Source organism: Streptomyces sp. NPDC044003 (assembly GCF_056435185.1).
The window spans coordinates 98,927-113,029 of record NZ_JBWKFA010000011.1 but is presented as its reverse complement, the minus strand read 5'-3'; the positions used below and the strand labels follow the sequence as shown (position 1 = coordinate 113,029).

The following is a 14,103-nucleotide window of genomic DNA, read 5'->3' as shown; positions in this document are numbered from 1 at the left end:
GCGGGGGACCGACCGGGGCGAACGCCGCCTCACGGCGCGCCGGCCTCGTGACGGCCGGGGACCGACTGGAGCGAACGCCGGCTCACGGCGCCTGCCTCATGACGACGGAGGACCGACCGGGGCAAACGCGGACCATTCGATAAAGTCGCCCCATGCATGACACCCCCCACGATCCGTACGTCCGCGTCCGAGGCGCCCGGGAGCACAACCTTTCCGGGGTCGACGTCGACATCCCGCGCGACGCGCTCGTCGTGTTCACCGGGGTCTCCGGCTCCGGCAAGTCGTCGCTGGCCTTCGGGACGATCTACGCCGAGGCCCAGCGCCGGTACTTCGAGTCGGTGGCCCCGTACGCGCGACGGCTGATCCACCAGGTGGGGGCGCCCGCGGTCGGCGAGATCACCGGCCTCCCGCCGGCGGTCTCCCTGGAGCAGCGCCGTTCCTCGCCGAACGCCCGCTCCTCCGTCGGTACGGTGACCACGCTGTCCAACTCCCTGCGGATGCTGTTCTCGCGGGCCGGAGACTATCCGGAGGGCGCGGAGCGGCTCGACTCCGACGCCTTCTCCCCCAACACGGCGGCGGGTGCGTGCCCTTCGTGCCACGGTCTCGGGCTGATTCACGACACCAGCGAGGAACTCCTGGTCCCGGAGCCTGATCTGTCGATCCGTGAGGGTGCCGTCGCCGCCTGGCCCGGTGCCTGGCAGGGGAAGAACCTGCGGGACGTCCTCGACACTCTCGGGTACGACGTCGACCGGCCGTGGCGGGAGCTCGACCCGAAGGACCGGGAGTGGATCCTCTTCACGGACGAGCAGCCGGTCGTCACCGTGCACCCGGTGCGGGAGGCCGGCCGTATCCAACGCCCGTACCAGGGCACGTACATGAGTGCGCGCCGCTATGTCCTGCGGACCTTCTCCGACTCGAAGAGCCCGACCCTGCGCAGGAAGGCGGAGCGCTTCCTCACCAGTTCGCCCTGCCCGGCCTGCGGCGGCGGCCGGCTGCGGCCCGAGGCGCTCGCGGTCACCTTCGGCGGCCGGAACGTCGCCGAGCTGGCCGCGCTGCCGCTCACCGCCCTGTCGGGTCTCCTCTCGACGGTCGCGGCGACGGCGCCGGACGCCTCGGAGACGGCCCGTGTCCTCACCGAGGACCTCGTCGCCCGCATCGGCACGGTCACCGAACTCGGCCTCGGCTACCTCAGCCTGGACCGCGCCACCCCCACCCTCTCCAACGGCGAGCTCCAGCGGCTGCGGCTCGCGACCCAGCTGCGCTCCGGTCTCTTCGGTGTGGTGTACGTCCTCGACGAGCCGTCCGCCGGGCTGCACCCGGCCGACACCGAGGCCCTGCTCGTGGTCCTCGACCGGCTCAAGGCCGCCGGGAACTCGGTGTTCGTCGTCGAGCACCATCTCGACGTCGTCCGGCACGCCGACTGGCTCGTGGACGTCGGCCCACGCGCCGGTGTGCACGGCGGGCAGGTGCTGCACAGCGGCCCGCCGGAGGAGCTGGCGGGCGTCGAGGCCTCCGCGACGCGGCGGTTCCTCTTCGACCGGGCCCCCGCGCCCACGCGGTCGGTGCGGGAACCGGCCGACTGGCTGCGGCCGGGGCCGGTCACCCTGCACAACCTGCGGGCGGTGGACGCGGCCTTCCCGGTCGGCGTCCTCACGGCCGTGACGGGTGTGTCGGGCTCCGGAAAGTCGACGCTCGTCGGCGCTCTGACCGATGAACTCCCGGGTGTCGGACGTCTGGTGACGGTCGATCAGCGCCCGATCGGCCGTACCCCGCGCTCCAACCTCGCCACGTACACAGGGCTTTTCGACGTCGTGCGGAAGCTTTTCACCGAGACCGAGGAAGCCAGGGCGCGCGGGTACAAGGCGGGGCGCTTCTCCTTCAACGTGCCCGGAGGCCGCTGCGAGACCTGCCAGGGAGAGGGCTTCGTCTCGGTGGAGCTCCTCTTCCTGCCCAGTACGTACGCGCCCTGCCCCGACTGCCACGGCGCGCGCTACCACCCCGAGACGCTGCAGGTGCGGCTGCGCGGCCTCACCATCGCCGAGGTCCTCGATCTGACCGTCGAGTCCGCCGCCGCCTTCTTCGACGACACCCCCGCGGCGGCCCGGAGCCTGGGCGCCCTCCTCGACGTGGGCCTCGGCTATCTGCGGCTGGGGCAGCCGGCCACCGAGCTCTCCGGCGGCGAGGCGCAGCGCATCAAGCTCGCCTCGGAGCTCCAGCGGCCGCGCGGTGCCCACACCCTCTACGTCCTGGACGAGCCGACGACCGGGCTGCACCCGGCCGATGTGGAGGTCCTGCTGCGCCAGCTCCACGGTCTCGTGGACGCCGGGCACTCGGTGGTCGTCGTCGAGCACGACATGAACGTCGTCGCCACCGCCGACTGGGTCGTCGACCTGGGCCCGGGCGGTGGCGACCAGGGCGGCCGGGTGGTGGCGGCGGGCCCTCCGGACCGGGTGGCGCGGGCGGCGGACAGCCGCACCGCGCCGTATCTGGCCCGGGCGCTGGGGTTCGGCGAGCGGCGCTGAACCCCGCCCCCGGGGTCAGGCCGCCGTGTCGAAGGTGTAGTGGCGGGTGTGGTCCAGCATGTCCGCCGGGGTCACGTCGTTCCACGGGCGCATGGTGTCGCGGAGGTCGACGACGTTCGGGGTTCCGGCGGCCGGCAGGTACGTCGACCGGGGGTGGCGGGCCTGCCAGTCGGCCCACAGCTTGTCCACGAAGGCGTGGTGGAGCCAGAACACGGGGTCGTTCGGGGAGACTCCGGTGGCCATCTGGCCGCCGACCCAGACGTGGACGCGGTTGTGGAGGTTCACCCCGCGCCAGCCCTCCAGATGGTTGCGGAAGCCGTCCGAGGAGCTGTTCCAGGGGGCGGTGTCGTAGGTCTCCATGGCGAGGACGGAGTCCACCTCGGCCCGGGTGGGCAGCTGGCGGCCGCCGGCGCCGAGGTCGCGCCGGAGGTAGTCCCGTCCGTCGACGCGGACGTTGACCGTCCAGCGGTTGCCGGTCCGCGCGAAGGGGCCGTCCGTCACCTGGCCGTCGCGGACCCGGCCGGTGCCGCCGAGGAAGTCGGGCGCCCAGAGCGAGGACCGGGCGGTGCGGTCGGCCGTCCAGTCCCAGTACGGGAGGGTGACGGTGGGGTCGACGGACCGCAGTGCCTCCTCGAACTGTATGAGGAAGCGCCGGTGCCAGGGCAGGAACGAGGGCGAGCGGTGGCCGACCCGGTCGCCGCTGTCGGTGTCGCTCATGATGAAGGCGTTGTGCGTGGTGACGAAGGTGTCGTACCGCCCGGAGCGCTTGAGCTCCAGGAGGGCGTCGACGAAGCGCCGCTTCTCGTCGGCGGTGAGGGTGGCCTGGTTCTTGCGTACGGTCATGGTGGTGCCGCTCCTGGATCGGATCAGGTGAGGGTGAGGGGTACGAGCGGGGCGCCCTGGAGTTCCCGGACGGCCGCGCGGGCCACCGCCCTGGGCGTGGCGACGGGCTCGTAGTGGTTGATCACGCTGATCCAGGTGCCGTCGGCGTTCCGCATGACGTGCAGCTCCTCGCCGTCGATCGTCACGGAGTAGCCGCCTCCGTGGTGTCCCCCGTGGTGACCGCCGGCGCCGGAGGCTCCGCCCTTGATGCGGCGGCCCTGGTAGACCTCGTCGAACGAGTCCGGGGCGGCCGCGGGAGCGGCGGTCCCGGGCGCGGCGGCGGCCGGGCCGGCCAGGGCGAGGCCCGCGGCGGCGCCTGCTGCGCCGGCCGCGACGCCGAGGGCCCGGCGGCGGGTGATGCTGGACATGAAACCCCCAATTGGTCGGTGCGACCGGGGGGTTCGGTCAGGTGCCCCCCGGCTGTACTCATCAGTACTCGGGGGTGTCGGCGCGGCGGAAATCACCGGTGGCCGGTTGGCCGCGAAGTGGACAACTTGCCACGTTAAGTACAGTTTTGAACGGAGTTGATCTTGCTGTCGCAACGGACAGGAGCACCCCGGAGCGAAGATCCTACGGAGAAAGTGATCTTTCCGTGAATGATCTTCGGTTCCGGGGTGCGTGGTGTGGCGGAGCCCACGCCGCCAGACTGTCCGGATCCGATCAGCCCCGGGGGGCCTTGCGCTGCGCCCGCAGCCACTCCCTGTTCATGGCGGCGATCGACGGGAGCGGGATGCCCTTCGGGCAGGCCGTGGCGCATTCGCCCGTCAGGGTGCAGCCGCCGAAGCCCTCGGCGTCCATCTGGGCCACCATGTCGAGGACCCGGGTCTCGCGTTCCGGGGAGCCCTGGGGCAGGACGTTCAGGTGGTTGATCTTGGCGGAGGTGAAGAGCATCGCCGAGCCGTTGGGGCAGGCCGCCACGCAGGCGCCGCAGCCGATGCACTCGGCGTGCTCGAAGGCCGAGTCCGCGTCGGCCTTGGGCACGGGGGTGGCGTGGGCCTCGGGGGCGGAGCCCGTGGGCGCGGTGATGTAGCCGCCGGCCTGGATGACGCGGTCGAAGGCGGAGCGGTCGACGACCAGGTCCTTGACGACGGGGAAGGCGGACGCGCGCCAGGGTTCGACGTCGATGGTGTCGCCGTCGTGGAAGGAGCGCATGTGCAGCTGGCAGGTCGTGGTGCGCTCCGGCCCGTGCGCGTCGCCGTTGATGACGAGGCTGCACGCGCCGCAGATGCCCTCGCGGCAGTCGTGGTCGAAGGCCACGGGGTCCTCGCCGCGCACGATGAGGTCCTCGTTGAGGGTGTCGAGCATCTCCAGGAAGGACATGTCGGGAGAGACCCCGTCCACCTCGTAGGTGGCCATGGCACCCTCGGTGCCGGCGTTCTTCTGGCGCCAGACGCGCAGGTTGAGCCTCATGCGTAGCTCCGCTGGGTGGGGTGGACGTACTCGAAGGTGAGGTCCTCCTTGTGGAGGACCGGGGCGGCGCCCTCGGGGGCGAACTCCCAGGCGGCGGCGTAGGCGAACTCCTCGTCGCGGCGGGCGGCCTCGCCGTCCGGGGTCTGGGACTCCTCGCGGAAGTGGCCGCCGCAGGACTCGGCGCGATGGAGGGCGTCGAGGCACATGAGCTCGGCGAGCTCCAGGTAGTCGACGATCCGGTTGGCCTTCTCCAGAGACTGGTTGAACTCCTCACCGGTGCCCGGGACCCTGATGCGGCTCCAGAACTCCTCGCGGATCTCGGGGATGCGGCGCAGGGCCTTGGTCAGGCCCTCCTGGGTGCGGGCCATGCCGCAGTACTCCCACATGAGTTCGCCGAGTTCGCGGTGGAAGGGGTCGGGGGTGCGGTCGCCGTCGACGGAGAGGAGGAGGTGGAGGCGGTCCTCGGTCTCGGCGAGGACCTCACGGACCGCCGGGTGCTCGTCGGTGACGGGTTCGCCGTGCGGATGGCGGGCCAGGTAGTCGTTGATGGTGGCGGGCAGGACGAAGTAGCCGTCGGCGAGGCCCTGCATGAGGGCGGAGGCGCCCAGCCGGTTGGCCCCGTGGTCGGAGAAGTTGGCCTCGCCGATGGCGAAGAGGCCCGGGACGGTGGTCTGGAGGTCGTAGTCGACCCACAGTCCGCCCATCGTGTAGTGGACGGCGGGGTAGATCCGCATGGGGACCTCGTACGGGTCCTCCGCGGTGATCCGCGCGTACATGTCGAAGAGGTTGCCGTACTTCGCCTCGACGGCCTTGCGGCCCATGCGCCGGATGGCGTCGGCGAAGTCCAGGTACACGCCCTGGCCGCCGGGGCCGACGCCGCGCCCCTCGTCGCAGACGTTCTTCGCGGCGCGGGAGGCGATGTCTCGGGGGACGAGGTTGCCGAAGGAGGGGTAGATCCGCTCCAGGTAGTAGTCGCGCTCGTCCTCGGGGATCTCGGCGGCGGGCCGTGTGTCGCCCTTCGCCTTCGGGACCCAGATGCGGCCGTCGTTGCGCAGCGACTCGCTCATCAGGGTCAGCTTCGACTGGTGGTCGCCGGTGCGCGGGATGCAGGTGGGGTGGATCTGGGTGAAGCAGGGGTTGGCGAAGTACGCGCCGCGCCGGTGGGCCCGCCAGACGGCGGTGGCGTTGGAGTTCATGGCGTTCGTCGACAGGTAGAAGACGTTGCCGTAGCCGCCGCTGGCGAGGACGACGGCGTCCGCGTAGTGGGTGGTGATCTCGCCCGTGATCAGGTCGCGGGCGACGATGCCGCGGGCCCGCCCGTCGACGACGATCAGGTCGAGCATCTCCGTACGGGCGTGCATCTCGACGTTGCCGGCGGCGATCTGCCGGGACAGCGCCTGGTACGCGCCGAGGAGGAGCTGCTGGCCGGTCTGGCCGCGGGCGTAGAAGGTGCGGGAGACCTGGACGCCGCCGAAGGAACGGGTGTCGAGCAGACCGCCGTACTCGCGGGCGAAGGGGACGCCCTGGGCGACGCACTGGTCGATGATCTCGACGGAGATCTGGGCGAGGCGGTGGACGTTGGACTCGCGGGCCCGGAAGTCGCCGCCCTTGACGGTGTCGTAGAAGAGGCGGTGGATCGAGTCGCCGTCGTTGCGGTAGTTCTTGGCGGCGTTGATGCCGCCCTGGGCGGCGATGGAGTGGGCGCGGCGTGGGGAGTCCTGGAAGCAGAACTGGACGACGTGGTAGCCCTGTTCGGCGAGGGTCGTGCCGGCGGAGCCGCCGGCGAGGCCGGTGCCGACGACGATGATCCGGTGCTTGCGCCGGTTGGCGGGGTTGACCAGCTTGGCCTCGAAGCGGCGGGTGTCCCAGCGTTCGGCGATGGGCCCGGTGGGCGCCTTGGTGTCGGCGATCGGCTCGCCGGCGGTGTAGTCGAGAAAACTCATGTCAGCTCACCACTCCGGTCATGACGGCGACGGGGACGGAGACGAAGCCCGCGGTCAGGACGAGCGCGAGAGTGTTGGCGAGGACCTTGAGGAGGCGCTCGCGGCGGGCGTTGCCGACGCCCAGGGTCTGGGCGGCGCTCCAGAAGCCGTGCCGGACGTGGAGGCCGAGGGCGAGCATGGCGACGATGTAGACGACGTTGCCGTACCAGGTGGAGAAGGTGTCGACGACGTTCTGGTAGGGCTTGCCCTCCTCGAAACCGCCGGGGTGGACGGTGCCGGTGGTCAGGTCGAGGAGGTGCCAGACGATGAAGAGGGCGAGGATGACCCCGCCCCAGCGCATGGTGCGGGTGGCGTACGAGGAGCGCCTGCGGCGGTGGACGTACGCGGTGGGGCGGGCCTTCAGGTCGCGCCGGCTGAGCTGGTACGCGGAGACGGCGTGGGCGACGACGGCGGCGAGGAGCACGATCCGGACGAGCCACAGGGCCCAGTGGTGGTGCAGGACGGGGGCGCCCATGACGCGCAGCCAGTGGCCGTAGGCGTTGAACTCCTCAGGGCCGAAGAAGACCTTGAGGTTGCCGGCGACGTGGGCGACGAGATAGCCGAGCATGATGAGCCCACTGACGGCCATGACCGTCTTCTTGCCGAGGGTCGACGACCAGAATCCGCGGGAGGGTGTGGGGGACGGCGGGCGGGCGGCCGTCCGCTCCCTCGTGGGTGCCAGAGCCATGTGCTCGACGCTAGGGCCGAAGGACCCGAGAGGTCCAAGACATGGTCCGGCTGATCTCGATAGGCTTCACCTATGTATGTCCTCTACGCTGGGGGCATGCAGTTCCAGCAGCTCCTCTACTTCGTCGCCGTGGCCGAGACCCGGCACTTCACCCGGGCCGCCGAGCGCGTGCACGTCTCGCAGCCCTCGCTGTCGCAGCAGATCAAGGCCCTGGAGCAGGAGTTGGGCGCGGAGCTGTTCAGCCGCGCCCGGGGGAACATCGCCCTCACCGACGCGGGCGAGGCCCTGCTGCCGCTCGCGCGGCGGATCCTCGCCGACACGGAGACGGCCCGCCTGGAGGTGCAGGAGCTCGCCCAGCTGAAGCGGGGCCGGGTGCGGCTCGGCGCGACGCCGAGCCTGTGCACGGGGCTCCTGCCGGACGTCCTGCGGGCCTTCCACGGCCTGCACCCGGGGATCGAGCTCCTGATCGAGGAGGGCGGCTCGCACGATCTCGTACGGGAGCTGGCGCGCGGGGCACTCGACCTGGCCCTGGTCGTCCTCCCCCTCCCCTCCCCCTCACCCTCCCTCACGACCGTCGAGCTGCTCCGGGAGGACCTGGTGGTGGTCTCCGCGGCCTCGGAGCCGGCCCCGCGCCGGCCGGTGCGGATCAAGGACCTGCGGGATCAGCCCCTTGTCATGTTCCGGCACGGCTACGACCTGCGGGAACTGACCGTGGCGGCCTGCCGGGCGGAGGGCTTCGAGCCGACGTTCACCGTCGAGGGCGGGGAGCTGGACGCGGTGCTCGGCTTCGTACGGGCGGGGCTCGGGCTCGCGGTCGTCCCGGCGATGGTCGCGGCGCGCGCGGGCCGGGACCTGAGGGTGACGGCCCTGGCCCGGCCGGGCCTGCGGCGGACCATCGCGCTGGCGCACCGCAGCGACGTGGCACCGCCGAGAGCGGCGCGGGAGCTGCAAAGGCTGCTCATGGCCTCCCGCCGGGGCGTGTGACGCGCCCCGGCGTCACCGGCCGGGGACGCGGACCAGGGCGACGGCCTCGTCCGTGCGGCCCGCACCGCAGACGCGGAGGACCTCGGCGAGGCCGGGGTGGTCCTCGTCGAGGAGCACGGCCGCGGCGAGGATGTCGACGGCGCTCGCGCGGCTGGTGAGCAGGTCGCGCAGGCGCAGGGCGAAGCGCAGGTCGGGGTCGGCCGAGGGGGCCTCGGCCTCGTGGTGCGGGAGCACGGCGGCGCCCATCGAGTCCTGGCCGGGGGTCCTGCTGGCGCGGATCTCCGCGAGGACCCCGGGGGCCTCCCCGGCCGGCACGGAGCCGGCGCGGACTTCCTGGGCGAGGTGGAGGACGGCGGAGAGGCGGGCCGCCGCGTCGGGGTTGGCGATCCGGGCACGCTGGCCCCGCATGACGAGGCTGAGCATGGCGGGCGAGATCCCCAGGATCTCGGCGAGCCCGGACTGGGTCGTTCCGAAGCGCTCGCAGAGGTCCCGGCACAGCTCGCCGAGCGGAGCCCCGTACCACTGGCGCTGGAGTTCCTGATTGCGGGCGATGGCGGTCGCGTCCATGAGAAGGACGCTAGGCCTCCGAATTGACACTTGTCAAAGGGAGTTTTCATATGTCAATCTCCCGGTCGGAAGGCACGACCTCACCCACCCTCACTGATGGGACGTCACCATGGCCTGGAAGCGCACCACTTCGCTCATCGCCGTCGCCGCTCTCTCCGTCCTCGGGCTGACCGCCTGCGGGTCCGACGGCGCCGACGCCAAGGGCGGCACCACCGCCACCGCCACCACGCAGGCTCCGGCCGACGGCGGCGCGGCCTCCCCCACCGCCGACGCGCCCACCACCGGCGGCGTGAAGAAGCCCGACGACCTGCCCGCCGGCCTGCCGCTGCCCTCCGGGGAGCTGACCTCCGTGACCGGCAGCAAGGGCGCCTACGTCCTGACCTTCACCGCCCAGGACCCGCAGGCCGTCATCGGCGAGTACCGCAAGGCCCTCGAAGGCGCGCAGTACACGGTGGTGGACATCGCCGGCGTCTTCACCGCCACCTCGGACAAGACGTCCGTCTCGGTCGCCACCAGCAGCGACACCGTGGTGCTGACGCTGGCCACGCTCTGACCCGCCGCGCCGCAGGGGTACCCTGCGGCGCATGGAAGCAGGGGGGATGCTCGCCGGACGGTACCGGCTCGTGGCGCCGGTGGCGCGCGGGGCGCAGGGCACGGTCTGGCGGGCCGTCGACACGCACGGCGGTGCCGAAGCGGCCGTGAAGGTGTCCGGGAGCGCGGACCTGGAGTCATTGCTGCGGCTCGTCTGCGAGCAGTCGGTGCGCCTCGGCCATCCGCACGTCCTGGCCCCCGTCGACTGGTTCGTCCGGGAAGGCGAAGCCTGGCTGGTGCTGCCGCTCGTCCGTGGCGGCACCCTCGCCGGACTCCTCGCCGACTACGGCGAACTACCGCCGCAGGTCGGCCTGCTGATCGCCCATCAGCTGATGGACGCCTTGGCCGCCGTCCACGCGGCGGACCTCGTGCACCGTGACGTGAAGCCGTCCAACCTGCTGCTCGCGGCGAGCGGGACGGGCCGCCCGCATCTGTACCTGAGCGACTTCGGCGTGGCCCGGGTGCTGCCCCATCTGCGGCTCACCTCACCGGCGTTCGTCGCGGGCACCCCGGACTACCTGGCCCCCGAGGCGCGGGCCGGCGCGGGCAGCGGTCCGGCGCAGGACGTCTACGCGGCGGGACTCGTCCTGCGGCAACTCGGGGCGCCCGCCGCACTCGTGGCCGCCATGACCGCCGAGGCTCCCGGAGACCGGCCCACGGCTCACGAGACCCGGGACGAACTGGCCCGCTGCCGGGCGGCCCTGGGACCCGAGCGATGGCCGCTCCTGTGGGAGGGCGAACCCTTCCTCGTACCGGACCAGTTCGCGCCGGACGGGCCGACGGGCACGACCCCGGAGCATCCGGAGCGCCCCGGGACCACGACCGCTCCCCCGCCGGCGCCCCGCCGGGGCCGGCTGCTCCTCGGGGCGGCCGTCCTCAGCGCCGTCGTGCTCACCGCCGCCGCGATGGCCGCGCTCTCCGCCCTCAGGTCGGACGCCGGGGCCGGGGGAGCTCCGACCTCCTCCCCGACCCCGGTCCGCACCGTTCCGGCCCATGCCGAGGCGGGGCCGCCGGACCCCTCAGGACCCGGCGTCTTCGCCCCCTGCACGGCGGACGAGGCGCTCGCGGTCGCCTTCAGCCCCGAGGGGTACCTCCTGGTCTGCGACCACGTCCCCGGCACCGCGCGGTACGAGTGGACCCCGCAGCTCTCCGAGGAGGACTGAACTCCCTCCGGGCGGAGCTCACACCGCGTCCGCCAGGAGCAGGGAGTGGATGCGGTCCGGGGCGCCCGGGCGGGCGTAGTACCAGCCCTGGGCCGTGTCGCAGCCCAGGTCGCGGAGCTGGCGGGCCTGGGCGCCGGTCTCCACCCCCTCGACCGTGACCGCCAGTTCGAGGCTGTGCGCCAGCGAGACGATCCCCTCGACGATCTTGAGGTCGACCGGGTCCACCGGGTGCTGCTGCATCCCCCGGGTGAAGGACCGGTCGAGCTTCAGGACGCTCACCGGCAGCCGCCGCAGGTTCGCCAGGTTCGAGTAGCCCGTGCCGAAGTCGTCGAGCGCGATGTCCACACCCATCTCGGCGAGCTGCCGCAGCGGCTTCAGGAGGTCCTCGTCGGCGCCGATCAGGGCCGACTCGGTCACCTCCAGGCACAGTGCGCCCGGTTCGAGGCCGGAGCGCTCCAGGACGTCGACCGTGTCGGCGACCAGGCGCGGGTGGTGGAGCTGCGTCGGCGAGAGGTTGACGTTGATCCGCAGCGGGCCGCCGTCGGAGTGCCGGGTCTGCCAGAAGCGGGCCTGGCGCACGGCCTCCTGGAGCACCCAGCGGCCGAGCGGCACGATGAGGCCGGTGTCCTCGGCGAGCGGGATGAAGCGGTCCGGGCCGAGCACCCCGTGCTGCGGGTGGCACCACCGGACGAGCGCCTCCGCGCCGTGCACGCTGCCGTCGTCGAGGTGGACGAGCGGCTGGTACTCGATGAAGAACTCGCCGCGCTCCAGGGCGGTCGGCAGGGCCGTGGTGAGCCCGTGCCGGGTGATGGCGCGGGCGTCCGCCTCGGGATCGGCGACCTCGAAGCGGTTGCCGCCCGCCGACTTGGCCCGGTACATGGTGATGTCGGCGCTGCGGAGCACCTCGGCCGCGGTCCGCTCGCCCGCCGGGCCCTCGACCACGCCGAGGCTGCCGCGCACGGTGAGTTCGCGGCCGTCGATGCGGAGGGGGGTGGCGAGGGCGGCGAGGATGCGGTCGGCGAGTTCGGTGACGTCCCGCTGGCCGCCGGCGCCGGTGGTGAGGGCGACGAACTCGTCGCCGCCGAGCCGGGCCACCATCTCGCCGGCCCCGGTGACGCAGCTCTGCAGCCGGTCGGCGACCTCGACCAGCAGCCGGTCGCCGGTGGAGTGGCCGAGGCTGTCGTTGATGACCTTGAAGCCGTCGAGGTCGAGGTAGCAGAGGCCGAAGCGGGCGTTCTCGCCGGGGGCGAGGGCCTTCTCCAGACGTTCGAAGAACAGGGTCCGGTTGGGGAGTCCGGTGAGCGCGTCGTGGGTGGCCTCGTACCGCAGGCGCAGATGGAGCAGGCGCCGTTCGGTGGTGTCCTCCATGAGGGCCAGCTGGTACTGCGGGCGGCCTTCGGCGTCCCGGAGGAGCGAGACGGTGAGGTTGGTCCACAGAACCGTTCCGTCACCCCGGTAGTACGGCTTCTCGACGCGGTAGTGCTCGCGCTCGCCGCGGACCAGCTCCTCGTACAGCTTCCAGACGTGCGGCCCGTCCTCCGGGTGGACCCACTCGCTGACGTTCCGGCTGCGCAACGGCCCCTCCATCCCGCCGAACATGCGGGTGAGGGTCTCGTTGACCTCCAGGACGTTGCCTTCGAGGTCGGCGATGCCGATGCCGATCGCCGCCCCGTCGAAGACGGCGCGGAAGCGGCTCTCGGTGGCGTGCAGGGCTATCTCGGCGGCGCTCCGGGCGGCGAGCGCGGAGCGGGCGATGGCCTCCTGCTCGGTGAGGGTCCGCTCGCGCAGGGCCCCCGCGTAGCCGGCGGCCATGGCGTGCTGGAGCCGGGCGCAGCGGGCGCGCAGTTCCTCCGTGGGGAGGTCCGACTCCGTACCGCAGTACAGGACCAGGTACGAGTCGACGACGCCGAGGCTGCGGCCGAGCGCGTCCGGGTCGGTGCAGTGGGCGGCGACCAGGGCCGCGCCGGTGCGCTGGGCCGGTGCCGTGTCGAAGGGCCGGGCGTGCAGGGCGTCGCACAGCGTGCGGGCCAGCGGCAGCAGATGCCCCTCGAACTCGGTGCGGGTCAGCGAGGTGGCGGTCACCGGGAAGATCGCGCGGCTCCAGATGGTGACGAACCGCCTGAGTCTGTCCTCCGGGCCGTCGGCTTCGGCGACGGCGCCGGACGGCTGCGACGGGACCTTCACGCCTTGCGCCCCACCCCTGCGAACCCGGAGAAGGCGTACGGATCCTCCTCCTCGGCCGGACTGTCCGGCCGCCACAGCGGCATCGGGACGAGTCCGGGCTCGACCAGTTCGGTGCCCTCGAAGAAGCGGGTGATCTCGCCGCTCGTCCGCATCACCAGGGGGTTGCGGATGTTGCGGTAGACCCCGACGGTGCCGCCGGCCTGTTCCTCGGAGAGCGGGATGCCCTCGTACGAGGCGTGGGTGACGACGACGAGGCTGCCGGGGGCGAGGGCGTCGATCAGCTCGGCGACGGCCTCGTACGGGCGGTCCTGGTCCTCCAGGAAGTGCAGCACGGCGACGAGGAGCAGGGCCACCGGCCGGTCCAGGTCGAGGAGTCGGCTCACCTCGGGGCTGTGCAGGATGTCGGCCGGCTTGCGCAGGTCGGCGGAGACGACGGCCGCGGTGTCGTCGCCCTCCAGGACGGCGCGGCTGTGGGCCACGGCGACGGGGTCGTGGTCGACGTAGACGACCCGGGCGGCGGGGTCGGCGGCCCGGGCGACCTCGTGCACATTGCCGAAGGTGGGTATGCCGGAGCCGATGTCGAGGAACTGGGTGACGTCGTTGTCAACGGCGTGGCGGACGGCGCGCCGCATGAAGGCACGGTTCGCCTGCATGATCTTGGGCAGGCCCGGCATGAACTCCATGGCCTTGCGCGCCGCTTCCCGGTCCACTTCGAAATTGTGCGAGCCGCCCAGATAGAAGTCGTACATACGGGACACGCTCGGTACCGAAATGTCGATACCGGGCGGGGCCCAGGCGGGACGCTCCATCAATGTCTCCAACAAGTCGCCATGGGGGATGCGGCCAGGTGTTCGCGGCCGGTGTTCGAGGTGAGGCTACTGATCGCCCGCCGGGAGAGCGAGTAGAAACGGAAATTCGCGGTCCGTTCTTGGTCACACGCCATTGGCACGTGCTCTTGGAACGCAGAGTTCACGCCTTCAGGCCGTGCAAATTCACGTGCATATGATCGTGCGTCGGTTCCCGGGACGGTGCCGGTCTCGCCCGGTGGAGGGCCAGACCCCGTCCGTAGCTCGGCTGTTGCCGCCCTCGGGGGCCGTTCGCCGGTGCAGGATGCCCTGTTGGCCGTCCCG

General features: G+C 72.2%; 12 protein-coding genes. 4 read left to right on the top strand and 8 right to left on the bottom strand.

Translation table 11 applies throughout. The annotated features are described in order from the left end of the window. Nucleotides 1-152: 152 nt before the first annotated feature. Complete coding sequence (locus tag AC07AW_RS33625; protein ID WP_478819258.1) at nt 153-2,522, top strand: ATP-binding cassette domain-containing protein; 2,370 nt, start codon at nt 153-155, stop codon at nt 2,520-2,522. A 15-nt stretch (nt 2,523-2,537) separates the two neighbouring features. Here the strand turns inward: AC07AW_RS33625 and melC2 are convergent, their stop codons facing one another. The 5 genes from melC2 to AC07AW_RS33600 form a co-directional block, all read right to left on the bottom strand. Next, nucleotides 2,538-3,365, bottom strand: coding sequence for a tyrosinase MelC2 (melC2, locus tag AC07AW_RS33620; RefSeq protein WP_478819257.1), 828 nt, complete (start codon nt 3,363-3,365; stop codon nt 2,538-2,540). A 23-nt stretch (nt 3,366-3,388) separates the two neighbouring features. Beyond that, complete coding sequence (gene melC1, locus AC07AW_RS33615) at nt 3,389-3,772, bottom strand: apotyrosinase chaperone MelC1 (RefSeq protein WP_478819256.1); 384 nt, start codon at nt 3,770-3,772, stop codon at nt 3,389-3,391. A gap of 292 nt (nt 3,773-4,064) precedes the next feature. Beyond that, entirely contained in the window at nt 4,065-4,814 is a 750-nt protein-coding gene (locus AC07AW_RS33610; protein WP_478819255.1) for a succinate dehydrogenase/fumarate reductase iron-sulfur subunit, read from the bottom strand. Continuing rightward, a complete protein-coding gene (locus AC07AW_RS33605) occupies nt 4,811-6,757 on the bottom strand; it encodes a fumarate reductase/succinate dehydrogenase flavoprotein subunit (protein ID WP_478819254.1) in 1,947 nt (648 codons plus the stop codon). Before AC07AW_RS33605 ends, AC07AW_RS33610 begins: the two co-directional genes overlap by 4 nt. Nucleotide 6,758: 1 nt before the next feature. After that, entirely contained in the window at nt 6,759-7,484 is a 726-nt protein-coding gene (locus AC07AW_RS33600) for a succinate dehydrogenase (RefSeq protein ID WP_478819253.1), read from the bottom strand. Nucleotides 7,485-7,580: 96 nt separating this feature from the next. Between AC07AW_RS33600 and AC07AW_RS33595 the strand changes: the two genes are divergently transcribed. Beyond that, nucleotides 7,581-8,468, top strand: a complete 888-nt coding sequence (locus AC07AW_RS33595; protein WP_478819252.1) for a LysR family transcriptional regulator — start codon at nt 7,581-7,583, stop codon at nt 8,466-8,468. 12 nt (nt 8,469-8,480) lie between these two features. Here AC07AW_RS33595 and AC07AW_RS33590 read toward each other — a convergent pair whose 3' ends face one another. Then, complete coding sequence (locus AC07AW_RS33590; RefSeq protein WP_478819251.1) at nt 8,481-9,035, bottom strand: DNA-binding protein; 555 nt, start codon at nt 9,033-9,035, stop codon at nt 8,481-8,483. A 109-nt stretch (nt 9,036-9,144) separates the two neighbouring features. Here AC07AW_RS33590 and AC07AW_RS33585 point away from each other — a divergent pair, with 109 nt between their 5' ends. Both AC07AW_RS33585 and AC07AW_RS33580 read left to right on the top strand, forming a co-directional pair. Further along, complete coding sequence (locus AC07AW_RS33585) at nt 9,145-9,588, top strand: hypothetical protein (protein WP_478819250.1); 444 nt, start codon at nt 9,145-9,147, stop codon at nt 9,586-9,588. A 31-nt stretch (nt 9,589-9,619) separates the two neighbouring features. Further along, nucleotides 9,620-10,789, top strand: coding sequence for a serine/threonine-protein kinase (locus AC07AW_RS33580; RefSeq protein ID WP_478819249.1), 1,170 nt, complete (start codon nt 9,620-9,622; stop codon nt 10,787-10,789). A gap of 18 nt (nt 10,790-10,807) precedes the next feature. On the opposite strand, the gene AC07AW_RS33575 is transcribed toward AC07AW_RS33580, so the two are convergent. After that, nucleotides 10,808-12,973, bottom strand: a complete 2,166-nt coding sequence (locus AC07AW_RS33575) for a putative bifunctional diguanylate cyclase/phosphodiesterase (protein WP_478819248.1) — start codon at nt 12,971-12,973, stop codon at nt 10,808-10,810. Further along, nucleotides 12,970-13,782, bottom strand: coding sequence for an SAM-dependent methyltransferase (locus tag AC07AW_RS33570; RefSeq protein ID WP_478819247.1), 813 nt, complete (start codon nt 13,780-13,782; stop codon nt 12,970-12,972). Before AC07AW_RS33570 ends, AC07AW_RS33575 begins: the two co-directional genes overlap by 4 nt. Between the last annotated feature and the right edge of the window lie 321 nt (nt 13,783-14,103).